Below are 20,555 nucleotides of genomic sequence, written 5' to 3'. Positions count from 1 at the left end.
TTAACCGCAAAATGCGCAAAGTTTTTCGCAAAGCAAGGAAGAAAAAGGAAACAATTTTTTATCATCAAAGTTGCCTTAAAGACTAAAGACTAAAGACTAAAGACTAAGACACCTTAACTTCTTCTTTTACGGCTGGTATCTCATCTCTATAATCCACGCTTCGGTCTTTTGCAAAGGTTCTGATAATTAAACGGGTTCCTCTGTCGTAACTGAAATAACTCCAAACCCAATTTACGAAAACAATAATCTTGTTTCTGAAGCCTACCAAAGTCATTAAGTGTACAAACATCCAGGTAAACCATGCAAAAACCCCTTGAAAACGGATTTTTCCAATATCAACAACGGCTTTGTTTCTACCTACGGTAGCCATTGAGCCTTTATCGAAGTATTTAAATTTCTCTAAAGGTTTATTTTCTTTGATGTTGATCAGGTTTTTGGCCAGGTGGTGGCCTTGCTGAATGGCGGCAGGTGCAACTCCTGGGTGACCGTTTGGTGTTTCTTCATCAATAATAGCGGCCACATCTCCAATGGCATATACATTTTGATAACCCACCACTAAATTCTGCGTATCAGTTTTCAATCGCCCGCCACGAACAATTTCTGCTTTGTCTAAACCACCTAAAACTTCGCCCTTAACACCGGCACTCCAAATTACGGTAGAACTTAAAATTGGTGCTTTATCTTGTAAGGTAAGGGTATGTCCATCATAACTCATTACCCTGGTTTCGTTCATGATCTGAACCCCCATATCGGTAAGGAAATCTTTGGCTTTTTTCTGTGCCTGTGGCGACATTACACCCAATAATTCCGGCGAATTTTCGATCAGGTAAATATTCACCTTGCTAAAATCCATTTCAGGATAATCGTTCGGAATAACATGTTTTTTAAGCTCTGCAATAGCACCAGAAGTTTCAACGCCTGTTGGACCACCGCCAACTACTACGAAGTTTAATAGGGCACTCTTTTTATCTATATCTTTTTCGATCAGCGATTTTTCGAAATTTTGTAAAATCAAACTTCTTAAATCCAGGGCCTCTGGGATGGATTTCATTGGCATGGAGTTGGCCTCGATTTCTTTATTGCCAAAAAAGTTACTGGTAGAACCTGTAGCAATAACAAGATAATCGTAATTAATTCTGCCGATATCGGTTTGTAAACAGTTTTCTGCTGCGTTAACTTCGGTAACCTTGGTTACCCGGAAAATCAGGTTCTTTTGACCTTTAAAAATTTTTCTTAAGGGGAATGCAATCGAATCGGCTTCTAAACCTCCTGTGGCTACCTGATAAAGTAAAGGCTGGAAAGTATGATAGTTATGTTTATCGAGCATAACCACCTGAAAGGGTTTGTTTTTTAAACGTTTAGCTAACTCAATTCCTCCAAATCCACCGCCAACTATAACTACTCTAGGGTATTCGCTTTTAGGAAGTTGTAAATCCATTTTGTATCGGTTTATCTATTACTAATGTAACAAAAAGATAGCCAAAAGGTTTATGAAATGAGGTTTTGGTCGTTATTCTTGCTTAATAACAAAGATATAACGCTGGCATGACGAAGCGGGGTTTTGTAGGTTTTAAGCTGTGTTCTAAGTTAAATAAACCTGATGGGAATGGAAATCCTTTTTAATTTGCAGTAGCCCTGAAGATTTTGTCATGCTGAGGAACGAAGCATCTGCAAACGATGGAACAGATGCTTCGTTCCTCAGCATGACAGTGCGAATTAAAAAGATTGGAATGTATAGCAGGACTATCGGAACCGAAGGAGCAAGGGTACTGCTTTTCAAAAACCTCACCCTGTTAATGTTAAAAGGGTGGTTGAGTTTTGTGAGTCCCTCCTTGAGGAGAAGGACAGGCTGGAGCAGTAGGTAAAACCCTACCTTCTATAATACAGGTTAAATTAAGATTGTGTTATCTTCCTTGTTTTGAGTAGAATGGTTTGGTTAGTACAAAAGGTTAAAAAAAATGGTTAAAACCACAACACTTTGTTTCCCTCTCTTCGAGGAGAGGGGGATTGCAGAATAAATATCCCAAACATTCACAGGGTGAGGCGCACAAAAAAAACGCCCCGATACATCGGAGCGCTTATATATTTTAAGAAATTAATCTCTTACTTTTTCTTCTCAGCTGAACTACCCAAATCGATTACGATAGGAGTAGAGATACATAATGATGAATATGTACCGATGATACGACCGATTAACAAGGCGAAGATAAATCCGCGGATGCTATCGCCACCGAAAATAAAGATTACCAATAATACGAAGAATACGGTTAATGAGGTCAAGATTGTACGACTTAATGTACTGTTCAACGCGAAGTTGATTAAGTTGTTACGCTCTTCACCGTGTAAATCTTCTTTGCCAGATTCTTTTAATTTCTCACGGATACGGTCGAATACAACAACTGTCTCAGTCATGGTGTAACCCATTACCGTTAAAATTGCTGCGATGAAATCCTGACCAATTTCTAATGAGAATGGCATAATACCATCTAAAATCGTGTAGAAAGATAATACCATTAACACATCATGGAACAATGCGATTACCGCACCTAAACCATACTGCCATTTTTTGAATCGTACCACGATATAGATAAACATGAATAAACATGAGATCAATACTGCATAGAAAGCACCGTTAACGATATCACTTGCAATGATAGGCGTTACTTTTTGTGAACTTACAATTTCATATTTAGAACCGGCTAAACCTTTGTTTAAAGCATCTTCTACAACTTTATCAGTTTTAATGTCCTGATCTTCAATGTGGAAAGTAGTAGTGATTTTTACCTGGCTATCTTCACCTGCAGTTTTAACCTCAGGCGTTTCGTTACCGAAAACCGGGTTTAACTTAGCTTTTAAATCTTCAGTGTTAACTGCTTTATCGAAGTGAACCAAATAAGTTCTACCACCTTTAAAATCTACACCTAAATTTAAACCACCATTTTTGAAGTACATACCAATACCAGCAATAATAATGATGGTAGAGATTACATAGTAAATTTTACGACGGCCAACGAAGTTGAAACCGATGTTTTTAAATGCGTTACGGGTAATGCTGTTATCGAAACTTACATCGATTTTGCGGTTTAATAACGATTCGAAAACTACTCTCGAAATGGCTACAGCTGCAAATAATGAAGAAAGAATACCGATACATAGTGTAGTTGCAAAACCTTGAACCGGACCGCTACCAAAAACGTAAAGGATAGCACCTAAAATAAATAAGGTAACGTTTGAGTCAATAATTGAAGGCATTGCATGTTTAAAGCCTTCTTTAATCGCAGTGGCCGTGTTTTTGCCATGTGCAAGCTCTTCACGTACACGCTCAAAAATAAGGATGTTTGCATCTACCGATAAACCAATGGTTAATACGATACCAGCAATACCAGGTAAGGTTAATACTGCACCAAGTGATACCAAGATACCAATGATGAAGAATAAGTTGATTAACAATGCAAAGTTAGCAACCCAACCTGCACGGTGATAATACAACGCCATGAAGATTAAGATTACGATAAAGGCAATTACGAATGAAATTAAACCATCGTGAATTGCTTGTGCACCTAAGGTTGGACCAACTACGTAGCTACCAGCAATACGAGCAGGAGCAGGTAATTTACCAGCTTTTAAGATGTTAGATAAATCTTTAGTATCTGCCTGAGTAAAGTTACCGGTGATTGATGAAACACCACCAGCAATTTCGTTCTGAACAGTTGGAGCAGAATAAACCTGGTTATCTAATACAATTGCAATAGATTTTTTGTTGTTTGGATCAGCAGCTGCTTCAGCAGTAATTTTTTTCCACTTAGCAGAACCTTCGCTGGTCATGTACATGGTTACTTCTGGTTTACCTTTTTGATCAAAATCTGCACGTGAATCGCTGATTGCCTCACCACCTAAATCTGGTTTGCCATCAGCACTAACCACTTTAATAGCATATAGTTCGAAAATTTTCGAACCTTCTCTAGGTTTAACACTCCACATAAATTTCATCGTAGATGGAATAGATGCAGCAACTTCTGGAAGTTTTAAATAAGCATTAACCTTTGCGGTATCTTTTTGTAACGACATACCAACAACTGCACCTGGCATTAATTGTTGTTGTCCGTTTTCGCCTTGGTAAATAGGAAGGTTAAGAACAGCATACAATGGGTTAGATTTAATCAATTCAGCTTTAACAGCACTCGAATCTTTTTTACCCAAACCAGCAAGTTTACCACCTTTAGCCGTAGTATCTTTAGCAGCAGCTTTTTCTAAACCAGCTAATTTACCACCAGCAGCTGGAGCAGCAGTTGTATCTTTAGTTGCAGGCGCATCAGCTTTTAATGTTGCCGCTAAAATTTTATTAATGTTTTCTAACAATGGTGCAACTTCTTGCACCTGGTATACTTGCCAGAATTGCAATTCGGCAGAACCCTGTAAAAGTTTAGCAATACGCTCTTTATCTTGTACACCTGGCATTTCGATTAAGATACGGTTGCTACCTTCTTGTTTTTGCATGTTCGGACTAACTACTCCGAAGCCGTCGATACGTGAACGTAAAACTGTAAATGAACGATCGATCGCACTAGTAGCTTCTTTTTCCAAGAAAGATTCAACATCGCCATTGCTTGCGCTTGGTTTTAACTGAGATGCGTTATCCTGGTTAGAAAAATAATCTGCAAGTTTTACTCCAGGGCTTAATTTTTCGAATTCATCAACAAAAATTTTGATGTAATCTTTACCACCGGCATTTAACTGGATCTGTGCGTTCTGAATTGCTTTGTTAAAGTTAGCATCAGTAGGGTTGCCCGCTAATGATTTTACCAACTCCGCTAACGATATCTCCATCGTTACGTTCATTCCGCCTTTTAAGTCTAAACCCAAATTAATCTCTTTCGCTTTTACCTCTTGATAAGTAAATCCAACTACTGGATAAACTTTCACAGTACTCATCGAATCTAAGTAAGCCTTTTCTTTGGCCAAATCACCCTTCGCAGCGTTTTTTGCGTCTTTTTCCACCTTGGATGCTACCAAAGTAAAAGAAAGTGCGTACGCACAAACGATAGCCAATACTATCGCTATAAACTTAATAAAACCTTTTCCTTGCATTGTTTGTTTAAAATAATTTGTCTTTCGCTGTTTTTTAACAAGTCGGCAAATCTAATTAAATTTTTAAATTATAGAACCCCTTAATTGATAATTTATTAACATTAATTTTTATCGGGCAATAATCTTATTTTTTGCCTGCTAACTGTTTTACTGAATGCGCACGTTGTTATGCTGCCAAATGATTAGAAAAGCAGGTGCAGCCGCTTTTGGCTTCGGTTCTGCCCTGATATAGTTTCAATCTTTTTTAAATCTGTCATGCTGAGGAACGAAGCATCTTTCCATATGTGGGTTTCTTAGGCACAAAGACGCATTGTTATTGAAAAGCAATAGCTGTGTTTCTTCGGCCCCGATAGTCCCGTGGCAGGGGCTAGTAGTTCTTTGGAAATTTCGTCATTGCGAGGAGGAACGACGAAGCAATCTTACAACGATCGCTGCCTGCGAAACATTAAGATTGCTTCGTTAGCTGAAAACGCCTTCTCGCAATGACGACTAACGACTTAAATTCGCTCTAAAACCTCAAAAGTATAATCGTATTTGTTCTTTTCGTCGGCTTTATGGGTTTCACTGCTGATTACTTTCCATTCATTCCGGTCAATTTCAGGGAAAAAAGTGTCTGCATCAAAATTGTGGTGGATGGTGGTTAAATAAAGCGTGGTGGTTATAGGCAAAGCCTGTCTGTAAATTTCAGCACCACCCACAATAAATACCGGTTTTTCTTCTGTTTTGGTAATTGCTAAAGCTTCATCTAAACTATTTACCACTTCAACACCATCGATTTTTAAACTGGGATCTCTGGTAATTACAATATTCCTGCGGTTAGGCAGCGGTCTACCTACAGAATCGAAAGTTTTGCGGCCCATCACAACCGTGTGCCCCGAAGTGGTTTGTTTAAAGAACTTTAAATCGGCTGGCATGTGCCATAAAAGTTGGTTGTTTTTGCCTATTGCAAAATTTTCGCCAATAGCTACGGCAATGGAAAGGTTTTTGGGTTCATTGGTCATTGGTCAATTGTTTATTGGCATTTTGCTAAAGCTTTCATAAGTTCATTGTTTTGAAGCATTAGAGCCCTTTTCATAATATCGTATGTAGGCTACTTATCTTAATCTTGGATCAACTTGTGTCAATAGCTGAATGAGATTGCTTCGTCGTTCCTCCTCGCAATGACGACAAACGGAGCGTCATTGCGAACCGAAGCGTTTGGCCGTGAGCAAGAGTGAAGCAATCTATCCAGTTTAAATTTTAATTCGAAGCTCCGGTTAAATAAACAAACTACACCGCCACTATCCCCTTAATATGCGGGTGCGCTTCGTAATTCTCCAGGGTAAAGTCCTCAAATTTGAAATCAAAGATGCTTTTTACGTCAGGATTGATTTTCATGGTTGGCAATGCTTTAGGCTCGCGGCTTAATTGTAGGTTGGCCTGTTCAATATGGTTATTGTATAAATGTGCATCGCCTAGGGTGTGGATAAAATCTCCGGCTTTTAAACCGCACACCTGTGCTACCATCATGGTTAATAAAGCGTAAGATGCAATATTAAAAGGAACGCCCAGGAAAATATCGGCACTGCGCTGATATAACTGGCAGCTTAATTTCCCATCGGCCACGTAGAATTGAAAAAAAGCGTGACAAGGAGGTAGGGCCATATTTTCGATTTCAGCAACGTTCCATGCAGAAACAATAATCCTGCGCGAATCGGGATTGTTCTTTATCGTATTGATGATATTGGTGATCTGATCGATGTGCTGCCCATCTGGTGTTGGCCAGCTTCTCCACTGCGAACCATAAACCGGTCCCAGGTTGCCGTTTTCGTCAGCCCATTCGTCCCAAATGCGTACACCATTATCTTTTAAGTATTTAATATTGGTATCGCCGGTTAAAAACCAGATCAGTTCGTGAATAATAGATTTTAAGTGCAATTTCTTTGTTGTCACCATCGGGAAACCTTCCTGAAGGTTAAAGCGCATCTGGTAACCAAAAACGCTTATTGTTCCGGTGCCGGTACGGTCGTGCTTTTGAGCGCCATGATCAAGCACATGTTGCATTAAATCTAAATATTGTTTCATATTGTTCTGATAATTTACAAATATCTAAAATTTATCAGGTGTTGAGAATCATTTTTATACACACTGTCCACTTACTAACATTGTGCTGATAATTGTTTTTTGGAAATGAATGTGCTGTGCCAATGGCGGCCACCTGTCCTGCTTTTCATTTCAAGTCCTCGCTGCGCTGTGGGCTTTCCACTACAATCAGGTTTGTAATTTACGGTTTCTTCATCAACCCCGATAGAAGTAGCAACTGGCCCCTTAGCCCCGGGTGCAGTGTTACCCTGCAGCGAGGAGGAATCCCGAACTTTCGGGAAAGCGTAAAAGCGCAACACGGGAACAAGGTAAGCGTAGAACCACTACAATTGCGCTCCAAACAACCTGACTATATAAAATGTAAAGAAACACGACCCCATAAAAAACACTTTTGTATGTTTGCAGTTAGAACCGCCCAATGGTTTCGGCACCATGGACTCACGACTTAAGACTCACGACTCAGGACTATCATGCTATCTTTTCCCAACGCAAAAATAAATCTAGGCTTAAATATCACCGAAAAACGTACTGATGGTTACCACAACCTCGAAACCGTTTTTTATCCGATCAATATTAAAGATTCGGTCGAAATTACCGATGCAGAGGTAACTTCGTGCAAAATTCATGGGATTGATATTCCTGGCGACCCGAACGATAACCTGTGTTTTAAAGCTTATCAATTGGTAAAAAGGGATTATGATATTCCGGCGCAGCAGATCAATTTATTGAAAAACATTCCAGTTGGTGCAGGTTTGGGTGGCGGATCGGCAGATTGTGCTTTCCTGATCAAATTATTAAATGAGAAATTCACTTTGGGGATGTCTGTTGATAAGATGGAAGGTTATGCCCGCCAGCTAGGGGCAGACTGTGCTTTTTTTATTGAGAACAAACCCGTTTATGCATTTAATAAAGGTGATGAATTTGAAAAGTGTGAAATAGATTTGTCAGCCTGGTTTAAAGTTTTGGTAAAACCACCTGTACATGTAAGTACGGCTGATGCTTATGCACATGTAAAACCGCAAAAACCTTTGCAATCGTTAAAAGAAATTATACATTTGCATCCAACAACATGGAAAAATAAGGTTATCAACGATTTCGAACTATCGGTATTCGCAAAGTATCCCCAAATTCGTCAAATAAAAACCAGTTTATACGATGCAGGCGCAACATTCGCTTTAATGAGTGGTAGCGGTTCGTCGGTTTTTGCACTTTTTAACCATCCGGTTAAGTTGCCAGAACTGGAAAAAAATAACTTAGTTTATTATAATATTTAAAAGAGGTAGAAGGTTGGAAGGTAGGAGGCGTATGGTCTAAATACTTGATACTTGCTACTGGATACTAACAAGATGAACATAAATCTAATCCGCAAGAGCGGTAAATTTAATTTTGAAGCAGAAAACGAGAGCGGTTTTACTGTAGAGTTGGACGCAAAAGCTGCCATTGGTGGCGAAGGAAAAGGTTTCAGACCGATGGAGATGTTACTGATTGGATTGGGTGGCTGCAGCGGCATTGATATGGTAAATGTATTAACCAAGCAGAAGGAACCACTTGATGATATTAAAATCGCTATAAATGCCACCAGAAAAGAGGAAGAAATGCCACCGATTTTTGATGTAATCGATATTCACTTCGATTTATTTGGCGATTTAAGCATTCAAAAAGTTGAGCGTGCTTTAGCCATGACTTTCGATAAATATTGCTCTGTATCGAATATTTTAGGCCGCTCTGCAACGATTAATTTTACTTATAAAATAAACAAAAGAGAAGTATAAAGTAACAAGTAGCAAGTATCGAGAAGCAAATCTTAAAATTTATGATGACGACTTTATTCTCATACCACATCCTGATACTTAATACTCAAATCTTGATACCCATCCCTTGACACTCAAATCTTGATACTATTAAATAATGAAATCCGAAAATTTTGAAACCATAGCCATACGCACTCAAACCGAACGCAGTTTACACAAAGAGCATTCATCGCCAATTTACCTTACTTCGAGTTATAAGTTTGAAGATGCGGAAGAAATGCGTGCTTTGTTTGCTAACGAAAAGGAAGGGAATGTATATAGCCGTTATTCAAATCCAAATACATCAGAGTTTATCGAAAAAATGTGCCTGTTGGAAGGTGCCGAAGATGGTTTTGCCACCGCAACAGGAATGGCTGCGATTTTTACCACATTTGGTGCATTTTTAAAAAATGGCGACCACTTGGTTTCGAGCAGATCGGTTTTTGGTTCTACACATCAATTATTAACCAATGTTTTTTCTAACTGGGGCGTAACTTTCGATTATGCCGATCTGGATAAACCACAGGATTGGGAAGCTTTGATTAAACCCAATACCAAAATGATTTTTGTAGAAACGCCATCTAATCCTGGCATCGATATTATCGATTTGGAATTTTTGGGCGATCTGGCTAAAAAACACAAGGTATTACTGGTTATTGATAATTGTTTTGCCACACCATATCTGCAACAGCCGATTAAGTATGGTGCACATATTTCGATCCACTCGGCTACCAAATATATTGATGGACAAGGAAGAGTATTGGGCGGCGTTATTTTAGGAACCAAAGATTTAATTGCAGATGTGATTGCTTTTGCCCGTCACAGTGGGCCAGCATTATCGCCTTTTAATGCATGGATTTTATCTAAGAGTTTAGAAACGCTGGCCATCCGTATGGATCGCCATTGCGAAAATGCTTTAAAAGTTGCAGAATATTTAGAAAAACACCCGAAAATTAAACTGGTTAAATATCCGTTTTTACCATCGCACCCGCAGTACGATATTGCCAAAAAGCAAATGAAACAGGGTGGTGGTATTGTAACCATTGTGGTTGAAGGCGGTATTGATGCTGCACGTAAATTTATGGATGGTTTGCAAATGTTCTCTATCTCAGCAAATTTGGCTGATACCCGCTCAATTGCAACACATCCTGCTACCAGTACACACAGCAAACTTACCGAAGAACAACGTAACGAAGTTGGTATTGAGCAAGGTTCCATCCGTTTATCAATTGGTTTGGAGCATATCAATGATATTTTAGCTGATATTGAACAGGCATTGGCTTAATAAAGGCATAAATAGAAATAGGCTGTATCATAAATAATTGTCATCCTGAGCCTGTCGAAGGACTTGCTAAAGCGTTTCGACAAGCTCAACGTGACAAATTCGGATAGAATTTATAAATATGATACAGCCTCTTGTGTTTCTGAACCAATAATTATTATTGAAAAATAATAATTAGTAAAGCTTCAGGTTAGAAAGACCCTGAAATAAATTTACTGCGTAGCTTTTCGCTGCGCTACAGGTCAGGGTGACGATCGTTTTAGAAAAAAAATAGTTAAAACACCAAAAAGCAAAAACTAATAATCGAAGTTAGGTTGTAACTATTCGTATTTTGAAAAATCTACAGCAAATATACAGCGGTTAACCTGACTGCCATTTTGAGCTCCGGCATTGGGTTCAAATTCAGTTAAGCTCCATAAATACCCGTATTGGGCTTCAAGATATAACGATTCAGCGCCGTATGGCCACCTGTATCGAACAGTATTCGTATCACCATCTGTATACCTTGCTAAGCGGGCGGTTGATCCGTACGATTCGCTAGGCGATCCGGTGCAAGAAAGCCAGGTCCTATTCCCTTTTCTAAAAACGCCCTGTATGCCATGTGCATGATCTGAAGTAAACAGGCTGTTTTTTGGAACCACTGTCTGTATGCCCGAATTCTGCAATTCTCCCGATGTGTTTATCGGGAACCCGAATATTTTAGGTACAATTGATGCATCTGCGCTTCCGGCATAATATTGTCCTGTCCATAATTGATTGTTTTCGAAATTTACCTGTACGGTTGAAAAAGGACTTGCATCGTTAATTTTATAATAACCTATTTGTGGAAGGATGTATCTGTAATTAAAAGCGTAAAGATTTCCACTGGCATCTTTGCCACACTTATCATCAGTGCCTGTTCCTGTAGTTACTTCAATAATTTTGTCTAAATCAAAAACCCTTAATCCTAAACTTGTACTACTTAAATAAACTTTACCATTAAAGTAAGCTACACCACCGGCATGTACGTTTAAGGGCGCATAAGTACCATATTGCGTATAATCAAGTGTGCCGGTTGGAAGGGTGGGCTGTACCAGTAAAATGTGCCTGTACGTTAAATAAGTACTCGAACTTGGGCTTATATCAATCAGTGTGATTCTAGATCCTTTGCTCTCTGCAGCATCTTTGGCATACCAGCTTACCAATAAATAGCGTACACCATTTCTGGAGAAACCGGCAATTCCCTGTGGCCGCCATATGGATGTGGTTTCATCATCTTCATTCCATCTAATACCCCTTACCCTGTTTTCTTCTGGGACATTAAAGCCATATACCTCGGTGTAAGCACTGCCGCCAATAGCCTGGCGGTTTTTATCAATTTGTGTTGGATTTAAAAATGAAAAACCAGCGCTGATGTAGGCCGATGTGTTTGAATAGGCATTTACGCTTGCGGCAGCGCTGGCTACTGTAGTGTTAGCCATTAGCATATTTTTCTTTTGGTTTGTTGTGCTGGCCTCCTCTTCAGATAATTTGTTCTTTTTGCAGGAAAATGTGAATAGGCAAGACGCTAATAGCATCCAGATGATGTTTTTTTGCATGGGTTTTAAAAGGTTGATTGTTATGGTTAAATTTAAACAAGTTTAAAAGATCGATGTAAACTTAAAATCGAAACAGTGTTAAGGATTGGTTATGTTATAGTGCAGTATGAGGCATCGTTTACGGCAGCCTTTTTTAGACTTCCGAAGTTTCAAAAGCCTGCGCGATGCCTAAACTTCGAAAGTCTTTCAAAAAAACTAAATTCGTCTAATGAATGATCTAGATTTTGTCCTTTCCGAATTAAAATCCATCAGTGAACCTGAATATTTAAAAAGGATGGCTCATTTTGGGATCGATATTTCTAAAGCTTTTGGTATCCGTTTGCCGAATATCAGAAAACTGGCCAGGCAAATTGGCAAGAATCAGGAACTGTCTTTATTGCTTTGGGAGACTGGATTTCATGAGGCCTGTCTTTTAGCAACCATTATCGGCGATTATAAACAGGTGTCAGAAACGCAAATAAATGCGTGGACGAATGATTTTAGTTCCTGGGATATATGTGATCAGGCTTGCGGAAATCTTTTCGTTAAAACGCCTTATTTTAAGTCGAAGGCCTTTGAGTTTGCCCAGGCCGAAGCAGAATTTGTGAAACGTACTGGTTTTGTACTGATGGCTGAGGCAGCCGTGCACCTCAAGAAAGAACCTGACGAAACTTTTCTGAGTTTTCTTCCGATCATCGAAAGAGAAGCTTACGATAACCGAAATTTTGTTAAAAAGGCAATCAACTGGGCATTGAGGCAAATTGGCAAGCGAAATGTTTTTCTGCATAAGCATGCCATTCAAACCGCAAAAAATATCCTTGCACAAAACAATAAAAAAGCAAATTGGGTAGCATTAGATGCGTTAAGGGAGCTTAACAGCGATGCCGTAATGGCAAGGCACAATCGGTGATTGACTCAAGACTTAGGGCTCTGGACTCCCGACTACTTTCTTACCCTACATCAATGTTTGGTAAACATCGCTGCTGTAAATTTGTATCATAAACAAGAAAGGAAATTTATGTCACAGTTTATTTTGCACAAAGAAAACACCCGCGGTCATGCTAATCATGGTTGGTTAGATGCACACCATTCATTCAGTTTTGCTAATTACTACAATCCAGAAAGGATGCATTTCGGAGTTTTAAGGGTTTTAAATGACGACAGTATTGATGGTGGAATGGGCTTTGGCTCGCACCCACACGATAACATGGAAATTATTACCATTCCATTGGCTGGTGCAATTGCTCACAAAGATAGTATGGGCAATTCGGCCGTAATTAAAAATGGAGAAATTCAGGTAATGAGTGCCGGAACAGGTGTTAGCCATAGCGAGTTTAACGCAAATGCAGATGAGCAGTTAAATTTATTGCAGATCTGGTTGTTCCCTAACAAGAAAAATGTTACGCCACGTTACGATCAGCAAACGTTAGATGTTGCAGCAAGGCACAATAACTTCCAGCAGATTTTATCACCAAATGCTGATGATGCCGGTGTTTGGATTCATCAGGATGCCTGGTTCTCGTTAGGTAAGTTTGATGAAGGTTTTGAAACGGAATACAAAATCAAAAAAGCTGGAAACGGTGTTTATGCTTTCGTAATCAATGGCGAAGTAACCATAAACGGACAAGTGTTGAGCAAAAGAGATGGATTAGGCGTTTGGGATACTGACAGCATTAGTTTTAAAGCCAATACTGCAGATGCAGAGGTTTTATTAATGGATGTTCCGATGGAACTGAATTAAAAAATAATTTTAACCAAGAGGTTGTATCATAAAAATAGAATTGTCATCCTGAGCCTGTCGAAGGACCTGTTTAAATGCCCTTCAAAGCATTTCGACAAGCTCAACGTGACAAGTTCGAATGAATCAGAACTTATGATACAGCCTCTTATTTATTTAAAGAAATATGCAAACTACTATACTTTATATTGGCCGGGATACAGAAATTACTGCAGTAATGAACCGCCTGTTAAATGCCAGGCCCGAATGGAAAGGTTTGTGTGTTTGCAAAAATGAAGAAGCCATTTCCATTTGCAAAGAACAACACATTGACTTGGTTTTACTTGGAAATGGAATTGATCACGAATCAGAAATTGAAATGAAAAATAAACTTCTCGCCTTAAGGCCGGGGCTGAAAATTATCCAGCATTATGGTGGGGGAAGTGGTTTACTTTACGGAGAAATTATGTCGGCACTCAATTAGCGAAAGAAAGATTTTATACTCTTTGCTATGGATGCTTAAATAGTAGCAATTGCTCAAGCCACCTAAACGGGATTGCAGCAGTATCCTTTTAAAATTAGCACCTACTTCCGTTTCACTGTCATGCTGAGGTACGAAGCATCTGTAAGCGATGAAAGAGATGCTTCGTGCCTCAGCATGACAGCAGTATTTTAAAAGATTTAGCGGAAAGCCCGATTAACAGTTAAACGAACTGCAGGCTTTGCTTTTCAGAATATTTGTAAGAAATTATTTCAATTTAAAAAAAACTTGATGGTCTGCGAAACACAAATCATAGGATTCGGCTCTAGCTAATATAATCCCGATCCTCATCACTCAATTCTTTTTTATTCGAAACTGGCTGATTCCTTTCGATCTCATCATCATAACTGCTCAATGTTTTCCGCGGACGGCCCACAACAAAGCCAATGATAAAACCGATGATGATGCAAATACCGATAACCAGAAGTTTAGATACCGGAAGTGTGGTAACCAGGAAATCGAAATCAACAGGTTCGGTATTCACCATTAAAAATATGGTAAGTAATGCAGTCAGGATAATGATGGAGATTGTTTTTGCACTCATGGTTTTAAAAGCTATAATTAAATGAAAACTCTAATATCGGATTTTGATTGTAAATCTGATTAACAAAAACCAATCTCGCTCCTAAATCTACAACAGGTTGATAGCGCAAAAGGTTTACACTGGTATTTAATTCTACGCCATAAGTTTTCGGATCGTTAAACGTTGTGCCCTTGCCAATGTTCTCATAATGGCAAAATAAACCTGCCCTAAAATTTCTGACATAAGCGAAAGGACCCAACTCCCAATCGGGAAAAGCAAGGGGAAAACGATAGTTAAAAAGCAGACTGTTTTGCAGTTTACTTTTCGCTAAAATATTGTTGTAGCCATAAACGGTTGCAATCTCAGTGGCGTATTGGTTTACGCCGCTTGCTTTCTGATAATTGAAGCTCGCTAAAAAGGAATGGTTTTTAGCAAAGCCAGGAAAGTAAAGGAAACTTTCGAGTGCTAAAATTTCTCCTTTTAAGTTTTTATCGAAGGGTTGGTGATTATAAGTTGCCCTGAACACTTGCGCCCATTTGGGTGCAATATCTCTTTCGGTAGTGCGCATACTGTGGTTAAAAGTAAAATTGTATTCCATCGGAAATTTAAGCTCGCGTATAAAACCAGTAGGCATGTTTTCCGGCATGTACCTTTGCGTAAAACTAGTTGCCGCATTTAAGGTAAAAGCATAGTTCTCATTGCGCATGTTGAACGATAGCGGAACCGATGCATTAAGCTTGATGTAGTTCTCTCTCCAGTCGCCTTGTTGTACCGCGTTTTTAGCTCTGTAGAACGTTCTTTTCGGGCGGTTGCGGTACAATATACTAAATACAGGATAAAGCGCCTTATAGCTAATGTCTGCTGTATACTCAAAATGTTTTAGATCGCGGTGGTATTTTGCACCCGTATAAAAGTCCATCGTGTTGAGCAGATTGTTTGATTGTAACTCCAGACCGAAAACATATTCGTTGTCGATAACCGGAATAATGCTGTGGAAACTGAAAAGATTTAAGGCCTGATGATAACGCTTGGCTTGGTAGGTGCTATCGGGAATCTTGTCGAAAACATTCCCAACGTTTTCCTGCTTTTCTGCAGCAGCCGAGAAATCTACAAAGTTATTTTCTCCAACTGGTTTTTCGGTTAATGCGGTCTCTGCAATTTCATAACCATTGATTTTATAATTGTTAAAAATGATTTTTCCATCGGCGGTTTCGCTAGGGTTAAAGGCCCCATACTCGGATGCGCTGAGCGCATTTATTTTTTTCGAACCGGGATCTATACTGTAGATATTATCGATCCCATTAAAGTGCGCATTGAAAACAATTTTGTCGTTGATAAAGATCGGTCGGCTTAACTGTTGTCGGCTGTTAGAAATCAATTGCGTTTTTTTTTCTCCGTCAATCAACCATAAACTTTTTCCTTTTTCATTTACGCTGACATAAGTAACCTTATTTCCTGATTGATCAAATGAAGGCATCTGCAGGATTTCGTTTTCAAGGTTAGGGTAGGTCTTTAAAATTTTTCCCGAGACTGCATCCAACTCAACCAGATTGAACTGATTGTTCAGCTCCACTTTTGAAGCGATGATTTTCTTTCCATCGTTAGAAAGGCTGGGAGAGAAGAGCCTGCTTTTGCTGCTTAATTTGTTGATTTTTTTTGTCTTCAAATTGTAGGAACAGATTACACTGTAACTCCGTTGTTTGTAGCGCGGATCGTAACGTATTTCATCCCAAACCAAAAGGTCATTTTTTAGACTAAACCAAGGTTGTTCCTGGTAGCCAATTCCGAATAATTTTTGCTCTGATTTATCCTCGTTAATAATCACAAAATATCGTGCATCTGTCTTGCTTTCTTTGAGGGCTAAAATCTGGGTTTTATTTAGCCGAACAGGAAGGAAATAATCGGTTGCCAAATCAGCTTTTTTATTTAAACTTTCATAGCTTTCCGTAACGGATTTTTCTTGCTGTATTTTCCATTTTTCAGCAAGCTTGTTTTGGGTAGAAACAAAGTAGGTTCTGGAGCTTTGCTTTGTGAATTTTTTTAAGCTCTGTGAAAAGGGGTACAGCCTTACCGGTCTTTTTCTAATGTCGCTAAGTATGCTGTCGGAAATGAACTGTCCATATTTTTCTTTCATATCCGATACCATCAAATATCCGGTTTGATAGTAGCCGGGAGTAACGTCTTTGTTCGACCCGAAATAAGCTTTACTGTAAGAGATTTTTTTGCCCTCCAAAATTGAAGCCCGGTATGGCATGATCCAGTTGGGCTGTCTGCCCCTGCCCGAATTAGTCAAAGCAGTTTCGTTAACCACCGCATCGCCCTCGAAAAACCAGGTGGGGATACCTGCGCCAAAGTAAGCGAAGTAAACCAGTTCGGGGAAGGGATGTGCTTGCGTTCCTGTCAATTTGTCAAACTGTGCAATGTGCCTAAGTTCGTGCACTGCCAGGTTGTTTAGCCAATCCTGACTGTCGAAAAACTGAGGTGGGGTGGCATAGAATTCAGACTTCTTGGGCGCGAGCTGAACAAAGCCATTTGCTACGGTTCCGCGGTTCTGGAGTAGGAGTGGAATAGCGGTTTTTTGCTGCCTTAAACCCAGTCCTATTTTGGGGTAGATAAAGGGTAGGGTATTGGCCATTCTTTGTGCCTCTTTCTCCAGTTCTTGCGGATAGATGATTTTAAAGCCACCTGAATAAATATAGTTCCATTTTACACTAAGTGGGTTTTGTGCAGTGCTGAAAATCTGCCCAAAAACCGATAGTGACGTGAAGCTTAAAGTAATTGCACTTAAATACTTGATAATTAGTCTTTTGTTGTATTTGTTTAAATTCATCTATATTCTTTGCTAAAATATTTAGTTTTTTAAAATTTGCAAGTGTTAATTTTTGTGGATATTTAATTTATGTAAAATTGTTTAAGTTATTGATTTTTAAATATTAATGAATTTTATTTAAATCCTTAATTTGTTGATTTTGCCTTTGTTTTTTAGTGAATTTTATTGTTGATTTGGGCTTCACTCAATATTTTTAATCGCATTAACTTTATTGATTTAATTTACACTTATTAATCGATTTTCTTCGGAAATTTTTTTGCCTTTTTTAATTTTCTTATGGTTTTTTAGAATTCGGTCAGGCTCAGGAAACGGCTTAAAATGCAACTGGATTTTGTAATTCTCATCGATGCTTTTTGACTTTAAATGGTGGAAGAATTACTAGGATTTCGATCAGGATTATCTGCTTGAAAATTGACCTTCAGCATGCGAAAATCTGCTTAGAAATCGCGTTCTGTCTGTAACGTTTTGAAACGAAATGCATGGCGTAAATTGGTTATTCAAAATCCCTATTAATATTTGAGATTATAATCGTGTGACAAAATGTCTTTGTTTTTTAGCGATTGCTTGAGGAGTATTTTGAAGATGTTTCTTCTTACTCTTATCTTTTGTTAATCAGTTTTTGATAAATATGATGAGTTGAAATGCCAGTAATGTTCCCATAAATTGTGGGTTTAATCCAGCTTCAAGTCTGGTTTTTAACCTCGATTTCTTGCTATAAATTTGATCTCAGCAGTGGAAATTGTATATTTTTTCGCGGTTTTGAACCCCTAATTTTGTAATAATACCGCCTTATAATGCAATTTCCTGACGATATTCGTGAATAATGGTGTTTTCGGTACACTTTGTGGTAATTTTTGTTTTTGCGCTAAAAAGCGTATCTAATGGTATTTAAATAAGGTTTTTTACGCTTTTAAGCTTTGTCCTCTGGAAATTCGAAATTGATTACTTTTCCTCAGTTGCATGGGGAAAAGCACGTTGAAAATTAGGTTTTTGATTGTAATTTTTACCGATATTTTTATGCTGATTAACCATAAAATGCTTTATCTTTTTGTGCTACTTTGCCAGATTTTTATTGTGGTTAAAAACTACCCTGAACTGAAGGTTGATAGATTTTAGACAAGCCATCTTGTTTCTATGTGACTTGACAACTCAGAATTGTATAGAATTTATATAGAAAATACCTCATGTTTGGTGCGGGTTTAAAGCGAGAATTTTGGTCTTTTTATTTGTTTTTTTTATCCCTGTTTTCTGCCGCTTTAGATCGGCTTTTTAGGTTGGGATTTTAGCCGCTTTAACTATCCGGTTTTGTAAGATTTTAATTGTAAATTTTTGCTAATTGGTATCTTCGATTTCTGCACTTTTTATTGATATATTTTTTGCTAAAATAAATTAATAATAAGCCTAGGTAAGGCTTACAGTTAGGCTGCTATTTCTGATTTAAAATAAAGAATATTTTGGCCTATTTTATATTCAGAATCTTTGTTTTGTTAGCTCCAAATCTGGTCTTTAATTAAGGGTTTTTAGTTGACGATCGCTTAAACATTTTCTATATGAAATTCTTTGTTTATCAAGTTTAAGGGTTGCGTCTTGAACTTGTATTGTAGCATCCGATTTAAAGCTGGTTATATAAGTCTAGTTCGCGTCTATCTGGTCTTATTGCTGGACTATGTCTCTTCTTCGTTTGCTGAAATACGCAATAGATGGTGATGAAATTAAGACTGGTAATTCGTGAATTTGGAGGCAAAAATATTAATTCAGCTCAATAACTTTCAATGGTGATTCATCTTGCTTTAGGTATGTTTTTGTGTGAGCACTTTCTACCTTCAGGGAGATGTGCATGCTTGTGATCAATATCTGTTTTTGATCTTTCACTTTCCAACAGATTGTATTCTTTAACCTGATTTTCCTCATTTGAAGCTATCGTTTTTGTTCCGATGGTTTGATTTAACTTGGCTACGTAGCTTGTCTCTGAAGCATTAGATTCCTAATGTTTTTGGATGATTGTTCGCCGCTTTTAATTATAAGATTTTGAATCTCTATATAAAGCGAGCTGGAGGCTTTATGGTACTAAGGTAAGCGTAGTGTTGACTAGCTTTGATAAGCTTTCTAATTACACTTTTGCCTAATCTTTATCCCGAAATTTAATAGAGAAAATCTGAGTATTGAGCTGCCCGGAGAAAAATATGCGCCGTTAATAGGTATGACTGAAACCGTCCTTTCGGCTGGTGTAATTTCTAAAAAAAAATGAATTTATCTAGTTTGTGTTTACAGTTGATTCTTTCTCTTTTTATAGATCGGATAGAGAAAAATAGAGGCCAGGATAATGGTTGCACCAATATAAAATCCACCTGTCATTTGCTCTTTGCTTTGAAAGAAAACGAAGGCTAAAATTATTCCGTATACAGGTTCCAAATTGGTGATTAATGCAACTCTAAAAGCCGATAAAGTTCTCATTACCGCAACACCTGCAACGTAAGCAACGGATGTACAAAGTGTGCCGAGAAGAATAAGAAAGAACCAGTTTTTAGTGCTTAGGTTGAATGCTGTGTGTAACAGTGTTCCATCATATAAACGGTATAACGTGATCCAGAAAAGTGCACCAACAAGCTCATAAAAACTGATAATGGAAGGTTCGCTTTTTTGTACCAAAGTAGAATTTATAGTTGAAAAAAGGCTTGATGCGACCGCCGCCAGCAAACCAAAAATAATTCCTAAAGTATACTGGCCTTCAAATTTAAAGATCATATATATACCTAAAATGATCAATAAACCAATCAGAATATCGCCCATTTGTATCGGTTGTTTTTTAATCAGCGGTTCTAAAATTGCGGTAAATAAAGTAAAGGAAGAGAGGCAAACCAAGGTTACCGAAACAGTAGAGACCTTAATGGCATGGAAGAAAAATATCCAGTGAATGGCTACAATTCCTCCCGTTAAAAAGAATTGGATGAACTGTTTTTTAGTAATCTTAATGTTCTTTTTGGTGATTAAAAACCACGCCAAAAGTGTAGCTGCAGCAATCAATACCCGGTACCAAACCATGGGCACTGCATCGATAGAAATCAATTTACCGAGCACACCCGTAAAGCCCCAAACAAATACAGTAAGATGAAGGATGAGTAAATTCTTTTTGGTAACGTCCATCG

The 20,555-nt window shown here is 38.3% G+C and carries 15 protein-coding genes; 7 read left to right on the top strand and 8 right to left on the bottom strand.

Annotated elements, in window-relative coordinates; translation table 11 throughout:
- Positions 1–103: 103 nt before the first annotated feature.
- Complete coding sequence (locus AW17_RS10795) at positions 104–1,438, bottom strand: NAD(P)/FAD-dependent oxidoreductase (protein WP_029276259.1); 1,335 nt, start codon at positions 1,436–1,438, stop codon at positions 104–106.
- A gap of 211 nt (positions 1,439–1,649) precedes the next feature.
- Between AW17_RS10795 and AW17_RS10790 the strand changes: the two genes are divergently transcribed.
- Positions 1,650–1,865: a hypothetical protein gene (locus tag AW17_RS10790; protein ID WP_029276257.1), complete on the top strand. Its 216-nt coding sequence runs from the start codon at positions 1,650–1,652 to the stop codon at positions 1,863–1,865.
- Between the two features lie 238 nt (positions 1,866–2,103).
- Here the strand turns inward: AW17_RS10790 and secDF are convergent, their stop codons facing one another.
- The 3 genes from secDF to AW17_RS10775 all read right to left on the bottom strand — a co-directional run bounded on the left by secDF (position 2,104) and on the right by AW17_RS10775 (position 7,152).
- Positions 2,104–5,088, bottom strand: coding sequence for a protein translocase subunit SecDF (secDF, locus tag AW17_RS10785; protein ID WP_029276255.1), 2,985 nt, complete (start codon positions 5,086–5,088; stop codon positions 2,104–2,106).
- A gap of 497 nt (positions 5,089–5,585) precedes the next feature.
- A complete protein-coding gene (locus AW17_RS10780; protein WP_029276253.1) occupies positions 5,586–6,089 on the bottom strand; it encodes a dihydrofolate reductase in 504 nt (167 codons plus the stop codon).
- A 268-nt stretch (positions 6,090–6,357) separates the two neighbouring features.
- Complete coding sequence (locus AW17_RS10775; protein WP_029276251.1) at positions 6,358–7,152, bottom strand: thymidylate synthase; 795 nt, start codon at positions 7,150–7,152, stop codon at positions 6,358–6,360.
- A 488-nt stretch (positions 7,153–7,640) separates the two neighbouring features.
- On the opposite strand from AW17_RS10775, the gene ispE reads away from it, so the two are divergent.
- From ispE to AW17_RS10760, 3 genes are all read left to right on the top strand, one after another.
- Entirely contained in the window at positions 7,641–8,444 is an 804-nt protein-coding gene (gene ispE, locus AW17_RS10770) for a 4-(cytidine 5'-diphospho)-2-C-methyl-D-erythritol kinase (RefSeq protein ID WP_029276249.1), read from the top strand.
- Positions 8,445–8,516: 72 nt separating this feature from the next.
- A complete protein-coding gene (locus tag AW17_RS10765) occupies positions 8,517–8,942 on the top strand; it encodes an OsmC family protein (RefSeq protein ID WP_029276247.1) in 426 nt (141 codons plus the stop codon).
- A 136-nt stretch (positions 8,943–9,078) separates the two neighbouring features.
- Complete coding sequence (locus AW17_RS10760) at positions 9,079–10,245, top strand: trans-sulfuration enzyme family protein (RefSeq protein ID WP_029276245.1); 1,167 nt, start codon at positions 9,079–9,081, stop codon at positions 10,243–10,245.
- A 317-nt stretch (positions 10,246–10,562) separates the two neighbouring features.
- Here the strand turns inward: AW17_RS10760 and AW17_RS10755 are convergent, their stop codons facing one another.
- Positions 10,563–11,819, bottom strand: coding sequence for a hypothetical protein (locus AW17_RS10755; protein WP_029276243.1), 1,257 nt, complete (start codon positions 11,817–11,819; stop codon positions 10,563–10,565).
- A gap of 208 nt (positions 11,820–12,027) precedes the next feature.
- Here AW17_RS10755 and AW17_RS10750 point away from each other — a divergent pair, with 208 nt between their 5' ends.
- The 3 genes from AW17_RS10750 (at position 12,028) to AW17_RS10740 (ending at position 13,999) form a co-directional block, all read left to right on the top strand.
- On the top strand, positions 12,028–12,708 hold the full coding sequence (locus AW17_RS10750; protein WP_029276241.1) for a DNA alkylation repair protein: 681 nt from the start codon (positions 12,028–12,030) through the stop codon (positions 12,706–12,708).
- A gap of 108 nt (positions 12,709–12,816) precedes the next feature.
- On the top strand, positions 12,817–13,539 hold the full coding sequence (locus tag AW17_RS10745) for a pirin family protein (protein WP_029276239.1): 723 nt from the start codon (positions 12,817–12,819) through the stop codon (positions 13,537–13,539).
- A 163-nt stretch (positions 13,540–13,702) separates the two neighbouring features.
- Positions 13,703–13,999, top strand: a complete 297-nt coding sequence (locus AW17_RS10740) for a hypothetical protein (protein WP_029276237.1) — start codon at positions 13,703–13,705, stop codon at positions 13,997–13,999.
- 322 nt (positions 14,000–14,321) lie between these two features.
- Here the strand turns inward: AW17_RS10740 and AW17_RS10735 are convergent, their stop codons facing one another.
- From AW17_RS10735 to AW17_RS10725, 3 genes are all read right to left on the bottom strand, one after another.
- Positions 14,322–14,600, bottom strand: coding sequence for a LapA family protein (locus AW17_RS10735; RefSeq protein ID WP_029276236.1), 279 nt, complete (start codon positions 14,598–14,600; stop codon positions 14,322–14,324).
- Positions 14,601–14,604: 4 nt separating this feature from the next.
- The gene (locus AW17_RS10730; RefSeq protein WP_029276235.1) at positions 14,605–17,409 is read right to left on the bottom strand and encodes a TolB-like translocation protein; all 2,805 of its coding nucleotides are present in this window, start codon (positions 17,407–17,409) and stop codon (positions 14,605–14,607) included.
- A gap of 2,265 nt (positions 17,410–19,674) precedes the next feature.
- A complete protein-coding gene (locus AW17_RS10725; protein WP_029276233.1) occupies positions 19,675–20,553 on the bottom strand; it encodes a DMT family transporter in 879 nt (292 codons plus the stop codon).
- Between the last annotated feature and the right edge of the window lie 2 nt (positions 20,554–20,555).

Source organism: Pedobacter borealis DSM 19626 (assembly GCF_000708285.2).
Classification (GTDB): Bacteria; Bacteroidota; Bacteroidia; order Sphingobacteriales; family Sphingobacteriaceae; genus Pedobacter; species Pedobacter borealis.
This window is presented reverse-complemented; position numbering and strand designations above follow the sequence as displayed.

Coding starts and splice junctions, on each gene's coding strand:
- AW17_RS10795 (WP_029276259.1), bottom strand. CDS start 1,438: ATGGATTTACAACTTCCTAAAAGCGAATACCCTAGAGTAGTTATAGTT.
- AW17_RS10790 (WP_029276257.1), top strand. CDS start 1,650: ATGCTGAGGAACGAAGCATCTGCAAACGATGGAACAGATGCTTCGTTC.
- secDF (WP_029276255.1), bottom strand. CDS start 5,088: ATGCAAGGAAAAGGTTTTATTAAGTTTATAGCGATAGTATTGGCTATC.
- AW17_RS10780 (WP_029276253.1), bottom strand. CDS start 6,089: ATGACCAATGAACCCAAAAACCTTTCCATTGCCGTAGCTATTGGCGAA.
- AW17_RS10775 (WP_029276251.1), bottom strand. CDS start 7,152: ATGAAACAATATTTAGATTTAATGCAACATGTGCTTGATCATGGCGCT.
- ispE (WP_029276249.1), top strand. CDS start 7,641: ATGCTATCTTTTCCCAACGCAAAAATAAATCTAGGCTTAAATATCACC.
- AW17_RS10765 (WP_029276247.1), top strand. CDS start 8,517: ATGAACATAAATCTAATCCGCAAGAGCGGTAAATTTAATTTTGAAGCA.
- AW17_RS10760 (WP_029276245.1), top strand. CDS start 9,079: ATGAAATCCGAAAATTTTGAAACCATAGCCATACGCACTCAAACCGAA.
- AW17_RS10755 (WP_029276243.1), bottom strand. CDS start 11,819: ATGCAAAAAAACATCATCTGGATGCTATTAGCGTCTTGCCTATTCACA.
- AW17_RS10750 (WP_029276241.1), top strand. CDS start 12,028: ATGAATGATCTAGATTTTGTCCTTTCCGAATTAAAATCCATCAGTGAA.
- AW17_RS10745 (WP_029276239.1), top strand. CDS start 12,817: ATGTCACAGTTTATTTTGCACAAAGAAAACACCCGCGGTCATGCTAAT.
- AW17_RS10740 (WP_029276237.1), top strand. CDS start 13,703: ATGCAAACTACTATACTTTATATTGGCCGGGATACAGAAATTACTGCA.
- AW17_RS10735 (WP_029276236.1), bottom strand. CDS start 14,600: ATGAGTGCAAAAACAATCTCCATCATTATCCTGACTGCATTACTTACC.
- AW17_RS10730 (WP_029276235.1), bottom strand. CDS start 17,409: ATGAATTTAAACAAATACAACAAAAGACTAATTATCAAGTATTTAAGT.
- AW17_RS10725 (WP_029276233.1), bottom strand. CDS start 20,553: ATGGACGTTACCAAAAAGAATTTACTCATCCTTCATCTTACTGTATTT.